Genomic DNA, 6,579 nt, shown 5'->3' on the forward strand with positions numbered 1-6,579 from the left:
GTTACTGGCCCGAAACAAACGTAGGAGCGAGCGCAGCTCGCGATTGCGCCGCGCGGGCGGCGCTCGATCTCACAGGCGCTGAAGATGCTCCGGCTACCCTTGCCAGAAACCATAGAATCTCCCACAAGTTCACTGCAGGTTTGCAAGCCAATGCAGTACCTGTAAAGCCGGCTTGCCGGCGATAGTGCCGCAACATGGGATAGAGATCAGGCAGCCCGCGCCGGCCGCCGTGGCGCCGCCTCGACGTTTTCGAACCCATACAACGCCAGGTGAATCGCCTGCTGTGCCTGCATTGCCAGCAGCGCACGTTCCTTGCCCACGGTCCCGATCGGCGGCAACAGGTGAATGCACACCTGCGCACGTGGCTGGGCGAACAGGCGCAGCAGGTGCGCCACCAGGTCATCGTCACCAACAAAGGGCGCAACCGGGTCGATCTGACCGTCACGCAGGTACTGGACAGCCACTGGCTGCACCGCTACGCCACGGTCGATGGCCGCTGCCAGCAGGCGGCCATGGAAAGTGCGCAAGGCGTGACCGCTGGTGGTGGTGCCTTCAGGAAAGATCAGCAGCGGCCTGGCCAGGCCCAGTTGCCTGGCCATCTGCTCGCGCAGCCGTTCGCTGTCGCCGCCCCCACGACGAATGAACAGGGTGCCGGCCTGTTCCGCCAGCCAGCCGGCCAGCGGCCACTGGCGCACTTCGGCCTTGGACAGGAATGACAGGGGCATCAGCATGCCCAGCAGGGGGATGTCGGTCCACGACACATGGTTGCTGACCCACAACATCGGCCGCTGCGGCAGCGCCCCGCGCACCTGCACGTCGAAGGGCAGGGCTGCGACCAGGCGCTTCATGAACAGGCAGGTCCAGCGCTGGCGCCTTTCGAGCGAGGCCTTCAGGCCTAGCCGCTGCCCCACGGCGATCACGCTGGCCATCAGCACGCCGAGCAGCACGACCAGCAGCAGCCTGCAGACGCGGGCCAGCACCCGCAGCCTGGGCATCAGACTGCCGCCTTGAAGTGGCGGGCGTAGCGCGGGCACAGGTCGTCGCGCTTGAGCAGGATGAACACGTCGGCGACCTGGAAGTCTTCGTCCCAGCACGGCTCGCCGCAGATCTTTGCACCCAGGCGCATGTAGGCTTTGAGCAGCGGTGGCAGTTCGGCGATGACGTTGTTGGGCAGCGCCAGGTTCGGCAGCGGCTTCTTCGGTTCGGCGCGCAAGTGCTCGGTGCACAGGTAGCGCTCGCGCAGTCGCTGCATCACGGCCTGGGCCTGTACGCCACCGTCCTGCATGGGGATGCTGGCGCAGCCCATCAGGTAACGGTAGCGGCCTTCGTTGAGGACCTCGGCCAGCTCGCCCCAGAGCACGGCAATGGTGCCGCCGTTGCGGTAGGCGGGGGCTACGCAGGTGCGCCCCAGTTCAAGGATCGGCCCTTGCAGCTGCAACAGGCCGTGCAGGCGGAATTCTTCTTCGCTGTAGAACCGCCCCAGGCTGCTGGCGGCCTGGTGGTCAAGCAGCCGGGTAGTGGCCACCAGCTTGCCGGTACTCAGGTCGCGTACACCAATATGGCGGCAGTGCACGTCGTAGTCGTCCATGTCCAGGCCGTGCTCGGCACCTTTGAGTTTGGCCTTGAATTCTGCGCTGAACACTTGGTAACGCAAGGCTTGGGCTTCTTGCAGCGCCTTGGCGCCAACCAGGCGTTCGGCTTGCAGACGGCGTTCAGTGCTGTTGTCGCCAGCGTGAGCGATCCGAGTCATTGCGAGTCTCCATAAGCCAGCCATGAAGGGTTGCGGCCGGTCGGCTTTGTTGTGCAAAGTCAGCCTAGGCAGACGCGGTGTCACCCCGGTGAAGCTTTGGTGATGCTTGCGTGACAACCCCCTGGGGCTTGTACGTGCCATTCCAGGCCCTGCGGCCGCAGGTAGACGCGGCGGCGCGGGAGAAACGGCTGCACAAGGCTTGGGCTGCTGTGGGCTCTGCATGAGTGCGCAAGCCCCAGCAGGGCACGCCGCTTGCTGCCGGTAAAGCGGGCGGGTAAGGTTGGCGGCTTGGTTTTCTGAGATTTGTCATGTTCAAGTTGCCCTCCGCGCTCTTCGCCCTGTTGCTGGCTGTTTGCCCGCCCGCCCATGCCAACTGGCACCTCGATGGCGAGTCTTCGCGCTTGTCGTTCATTACCGGCAAGAACGGCGATACCGCCGAAGTGCATCGCTTCCTGGTGCTGCATGGTTCGGTCGACAACAAGGGCGTGGCGGGCTTGCGCATCGAGATGGATTCGGTCAGCAGTGGCATCCCCCTGCGTGACGAGCAGATGCGTGACCAGCTGTTCGAGGTCGGCCGCTTTGCCGAGGCCACGGTGAAGGCGCAAATCGACCTGCGCCCGATCAATGACCTGGCCGATGGTGCCCAGATCGAGCTGCGCCTGCCGCTGACGGTCACCTTGCACGGGCAGTCGCACCGCTACAACGCCTTGTTGCTGGCAACCCGCCTGGATGCGCGACGGTTCCAGGTGGTCACCCTCGAGCCACTGCTGCTGCGTGCCGAGGACTTTGGCCTGCTGCCGGGGCTGGAAAACCTGCGCAAGTTTGCCAAGCTCAAATCCATCAACCCGTCGGTGCCGGTCAATGCGGTGCTGATTTTCACCGCGCGCTGACATGCCGGGGCCGGTATTTCCCTGGCGTGAGGGTAACCAGTTCGAGCTGCTGATCGACGGCCCCGAGTTCTTTCCGCGCATGCTTGCGGCGATCGAGCGCGCCGAATCGCAGGTAGACCTGGAACTCTACCTGGTCGAGGCTGGGGCCTGTGCCGAGGCGGTGGTCGAAGCGCTGGAGCACACGGCCCGGCGGGGTGTGCGAGTGCGCTGCCTGTTCGACGACTACGGTTCGCTGGCCTTCAACAGCATGCTACGCCAGCGCTTGCTGGCGGCGGGGGTGGAGCTGCGCTGGTACAACCCCCTGCGCTGGAAGCGCGGCCTGCGCAACTTGTACCGCGACCACCGCAAGCTGCTGTTGGTGGACGAGCGCTGGGCCGTGGTCGGCGGCACGGGCGTAACCGATGAGTTCTGGACACCCGGCCAGGCGCGCAGTGACTGGCACGAGGTGATGGTGCAGATGCAAGGCCCGGTGGTGGCCGACTGGCAATTGCTGTTCGACCGCCAGTGGCATGCCAACAACCGCCGCACCGCATGGCGCCCCGCCGAGGGCTTTGGCTTGCCGCGCCTGCCCAAGGTGCCGGCGCAGGGGCAGGGCATGGGCCGGGTTGCCTACGCCGACGCCCGTCAGCACCAGGACATCCTGCACGCGTTGGTGCGCGCTTTGAACAGCGGCAAGCAACGGGTATGGCTGGCCACACCCTACTTCTTGCCAACCTGGAGTGTCCGCCGTTCCTTGCGCCGGGCTGCCAGCAAGGGCCTGGACGTGCGGCTGCTGCTGACCGGGCCGCGCACCGACCACCCCTCGGTCCGGTATGCCGGGCACCGCTACTACCCGCGCCTGCTGCGCGCCGGTGTACGCATTTTCGAGTACCAGCCGTGCTTCCTGCACCTGAAGATGGCCGTGGTGGACGACTGGGTCAGCGTTGGCTCCTGCAACTTCGACCATTGGAACCTGCGCTTCAACCTGGAAGCCAACATCGAGGCACTGGACCCACCGCTGACGGCGGCCGTGGTCGCCAGCTTCGAGCGCGATTTTGCCCTGAGCGAGGAAGTCGACCTGGCCCATTGGCACGCCCGGCCGCTGTGGCGGCGGGTTAAGCAGCGCATCTGGGGCTGGCTCGACCGGCTGGTGGTGAACCTGCTCGACCGCCGCGACTGATAGCGGCTATCGTGCAATGACTGTTCACGGGCGAGCGAAGGAGTGTGTGCGATGACGGCGAAAAAAATTCTGATGCTGGTCGGCGATTACGTCGAGGATTACGAAGCAATGGTGCCGTTCCAGGCACTGAGCATGGTCGGCCACACGGTGCACGCGGTGTGCCCGGAGAAGCTGGCGGGGCAGACCGTGCGTACCGCGATTCATGATTTCGAGGGTGAGCAGACCTACAGCGAAAAACCCGGGCACAACTTTGCCCTGAACTTCGATTTCGTGCGGGTGCGGCCCGAGCGCTACGACGCGCTGCTGATCCCGGGTGGCCGGGCGCCGGAGTACCTGCGCCTGGATGAGAAGGTGCTGGAGCTGGTGCGGGCGTTCGACCAGGCTGGCAAGCCAATTGCAGCAGTGTGCCATGGTGCGCAGTTGCTGGCAGCGGCCGGGGTGCTGGAAGGGCGCGAATGCAGCGCCTACCCGGCGTGTGCGCCGGAGGTGCGGCTGGCGGGTGGGACGTTCATCGACATCGCCGTGGACCAGGCCCATGTGGATGGCAACCTGGTAACCGCCCCGGCCTGGCCGGCGCACCCGGCGTGGCTGGCGGCCTTCCTCAAGGTGCTGGGCACCCGCATCGCCTGACAGGCGTGTTCGCAGGTGAACCCGCGAACAGGCCTGTACAGGCTCAACCTACCTGTTCAACCCAGTCATTGAGGTTGTAGTAGTTGGTCACGCGGGCAATCTTGCCGCAATGGATGTAGAAGAAGGCCCCGGCCGGCAGCACGTAGGTCTGCCCGTTCGCCGGCGGCAACCCATCGTCATTGGCCAGGTACTGGCCATGCACGGTGAACTCCGCCGCCGCACGGCTGCCGTCGGCGTTCTGCATGACCACGATGTCGGCCAGGCGCTCGCGGTAGCAGCGGTTCATCTTGTCCATGAACGCTGCAAACCTGGCCTTGCCCATCTGCCGCTCGCCCTGGTTGATGTCGTGGATCACGTCTTCGCTGAGCAGTGCCAGAAAGCCCGGCATGTCGCCGGCGTTGAAGGCGGCGTAGTACGCATTTACCAGTTCGGTAGCGGTCATGGAACAATACCTGTCGTGTAGGGAAAAGGCGGGTCGTTGCTCCGGATGATACGGTTCCCCCTCAAGCCCGGCTTAGCCGAGCGCGTCATCCACATCGACAAAACGACCGCCAAGCATGGAAATACGCCTGTTGCACGGCGCCGCTATCGCGCCCTATATCGATGACCTCGCTCGCTTGCGCCTTACCGTATTCCGCGAGTTCCCCTACCTGTACGACGGCACCCCGGAGTACGAAGCCGACTACCTGGCCAACTATGCCCGTTCCGGGCGCAGCCTGGTGGTGCTGGCGCTGGACCAAGGCCAGGTTGTGGGTGCATCTACCGGCCTGCCGCTGGTGGACGTGGCGCCGGAGTTCCAGCAGCCGTTCCTGGCCCAGGGGCGGGACCCGGCCAGCGTTTATTACTTTGGTGAGTCGCTGGTGTTGCCGGAGTACCGCGGCCAAGGTTTGGGCGTGCGTTTCTTCATCGAACGCGAGTCTTATGCCCACAAACTGGCCGAGTTCGACTACTGCGCGTTCTGTGCGGTCGAGCGGCCCGGTGTACACCCGCGCCGGCCTGCAGACTACAAGCCGTTGCATGGCTTCTGGCGTAACCGCGGTTTCCTGCACGACCCGTCGCTGCGCACCCGCTATGCCTGGCGTGACCTGGACGAGCAGGAAAGCTCCGACAAGCTGATGTCGTTCTGGCTGAAGGAACTGCCGGTATGATCCGCCTGGCGGCCTGCCAGTACGCCATCGAACTGCATGAAACCTGGGACGCCTACGCCGACCACCTGCAGGGCCTGTGCGCCGAAGCGGTGGCGGCGGGCGCCCGTTTGCTGTTGCTGCCCGAGTATGCCGGGCTGGTACTCAGCGGCCAGTTGAGAGGTGAACAGCGGGGCGACCTGCTGGGTTCGATTGCCGGGATCCAACCGCTGATCGGCGCCTGGGCAGCCTTGTGTGAAAGCATGGCCAGGCGCTGGGGCATCTACCTGCAGCCGGGGAGCGTGCCGGTGCTGGACAATGACGGTGCCTACCGCAACCGCGCCTGGCTGTTCGGTCCCGAGGGGCCGCTGGGCTACCAGGACAAACTGATGATGACCCGCTTCGAGCGAGAGCAGTGGGGCATCAGCGCAGGCCAGGGGCTGCGGGTGTTCGATACTGCACTGGGGCGTGTGGGCATTCTGATCTGCTACGACAATGAGTTCCCGATGCTGGCCCGGCAGTTGGCCGAGTTGGGTGCCGACCTGATCCTGGCACCGAGCTGCACCGACACCGAGGCGGGCTATCACCGGGTGCGCATCGGTGCCCAGGCACGGGCGCTGGAGAACCAGATAGCGGTGTTGCAGAGCCCGACGGTAGGGCTGGCGGCCTGGTCGCCGGCGCTGGATGAGAATATTGGCCGGGCAGGGTTGTTCGTACCGCCGGACCATGGCATGCCGGGGGACGGTGTGGTTGCCTTGAGCGCAGCGCTGGAGCCGGGCAGAAGCCAGTGGCTGGTGTGTGACGTGGACCTTGAGGAAGTACGGCGGGTGCGGCGGGAAGGGCAGGTGTTTACCCGCAGGGACTGGCCAGAGCAGTTTGACAGAGTGCGTTGAAAGCAGAGGCGCCTGCTTCGCGGGTGAACCCGCTCCCACCGGGGACATGAGGTCCCTGAGGTGCGCCCCATTTGTTGGACAATCTTTGATTAGGCTGCTGCGGCCTGATTCCTGTATGCCACGGGACTCAGGC

8 protein-coding genes are annotated in these 6,579 nt (G+C 65.1%); 5 read left to right on the forward strand and 3 right to left on the reverse strand.

Annotation, left to right across the window (positions count from 1 at the left end):
- Nucleotides 1–206: 206 nt before the first annotated feature.
- Both QME24_RS24415 and olsB read right to left on the reverse strand, forming a co-directional pair.
- Nucleotides 207–995: a lysophospholipid acyltransferase family protein gene (locus QME24_RS24415; protein ID WP_054905761.1), complete on the reverse strand. Its 789-nt coding sequence runs from the start codon at nucleotides 993–995 to the stop codon at nucleotides 207–209.
- Complete coding sequence (gene olsB / locus QME24_RS24420; protein WP_029887338.1) at nucleotides 995–1,750, reverse strand: L-ornithine N(alpha)-acyltransferase; 756 nt, start codon at nucleotides 1,748–1,750, stop codon at nucleotides 995–997. The genes QME24_RS24415 and olsB overlap by 1 nt, the downstream gene beginning before the upstream one ends.
- A 308-nt stretch (nucleotides 1,751–2,058) precedes the next feature.
- On the opposite strand from olsB, the gene QME24_RS24425 reads away from it, so the two are divergent.
- Genes QME24_RS24425 through QME24_RS24435 form a run of 3 tightly spaced genes read left to right on the forward strand, consistent with a single transcriptional unit; the run spans nucleotide 2,059 to nucleotide 4,429 of the window.
- Nucleotides 2,059–2,640 carry a YceI family protein gene (locus QME24_RS24425; protein ID WP_054905762.1) on the forward strand — a complete coding sequence of 194 codons (582 nt, stop codon included), beginning with the start codon at nucleotides 2,059–2,061 and terminating at the stop codon, nucleotides 2,638–2,640.
- A 1-nt stretch (nucleotide 2,641) separates the two neighbouring features.
- Nucleotides 2,642–3,799 (forward strand): phosphatidylserine/phosphatidylglycerophosphate/cardiolipin synthase family protein, encoded by a 1,158-nt coding sequence (locus QME24_RS24430; protein WP_054905763.1) that lies wholly within the window; start codon nucleotides 2,642–2,644, stop codon nucleotides 3,797–3,799.
- A gap of 51 nt (nucleotides 3,800–3,850) precedes the next feature.
- Nucleotides 3,851–4,429, forward strand: coding sequence for a DJ-1/PfpI family protein (locus QME24_RS24435; RefSeq protein WP_009685645.1), 579 nt, complete (start codon nucleotides 3,851–3,853; stop codon nucleotides 4,427–4,429).
- A 43-nt stretch (nucleotides 4,430–4,472) separates the two neighbouring features.
- On the opposite strand, the gene QME24_RS24440 is transcribed toward QME24_RS24435, so the two are convergent.
- A complete protein-coding gene (locus tag QME24_RS24440) occupies nucleotides 4,473–4,871 on the reverse strand; it encodes a nuclear transport factor 2 family protein (protein WP_029887342.1) in 399 nt (132 codons plus the stop codon).
- A gap of 115 nt (nucleotides 4,872–4,986) precedes the next feature.
- Between QME24_RS24440 and QME24_RS24445 the strand changes: the two genes are divergently transcribed.
- Nucleotides 4,987–5,577 carry a GNAT family N-acetyltransferase gene (locus QME24_RS24445; RefSeq protein ID WP_009685643.1) on the forward strand — a complete coding sequence of 197 codons (591 nt, stop codon included), beginning with the start codon at nucleotides 4,987–4,989 and terminating at the stop codon, nucleotides 5,575–5,577.
- Entirely contained in the window at nucleotides 5,574–6,446 is an 873-nt protein-coding gene (locus tag QME24_RS24450; RefSeq protein ID WP_054905764.1) for a carbon-nitrogen hydrolase family protein, read from the forward strand. Before QME24_RS24445 ends, QME24_RS24450 begins: the two co-directional genes overlap by 4 nt.
- The last annotated feature ends 133 nt before the right edge of the window (nucleotides 6,447–6,579 follow it).

The organism is Pseudomonas sp. PARCl1 (genome assembly GCF_947311875.1).
GTDB lineage: Bacteria > Pseudomonadota > Gammaproteobacteria > Pseudomonadales > Pseudomonadaceae > Aquipseudomonas > Aquipseudomonas juntendi.

Bases quoted from the DNA above. Each gene is read 5' to 3' on its own strand.
- QME24_RS24415 (WP_054905761.1), bottom strand. From the start codon at position 995: ATGCCCAGGCTGCGGGTGCTGGCCCGCGTCTGCAGGCTGCTGCTGGTC.
- olsB (WP_029887338.1), bottom strand. From the start codon at position 1,750: ATGACTCGGATCGCTCACGCTGGCGACAACAGCACTGAACGCCGTCTG.
- QME24_RS24425 (WP_054905762.1), top strand. From the start codon at position 2,059: ATGTTCAAGTTGCCCTCCGCGCTCTTCGCCCTGTTGCTGGCTGTTTGC.
- QME24_RS24430 (WP_054905763.1), top strand. From the start codon at position 2,642: ATGCCGGGGCCGGTATTTCCCTGGCGTGAGGGTAACCAGTTCGAGCTG.
- QME24_RS24435 (WP_009685645.1), top strand. From the start codon at position 3,851: ATGACGGCGAAAAAAATTCTGATGCTGGTCGGCGATTACGTCGAGGAT.
- QME24_RS24440 (WP_029887342.1), bottom strand. From the start codon at position 4,871: ATGACCGCTACCGAACTGGTAAATGCGTACTACGCCGCCTTCAACGCC.
- QME24_RS24445 (WP_009685643.1), top strand. From the start codon at position 4,987: ATGGAAATACGCCTGTTGCACGGCGCCGCTATCGCGCCCTATATCGAT.
- QME24_RS24450 (WP_054905764.1), top strand. From the start codon at position 5,574: ATGATCCGCCTGGCGGCCTGCCAGTACGCCATCGAACTGCATGAAACC.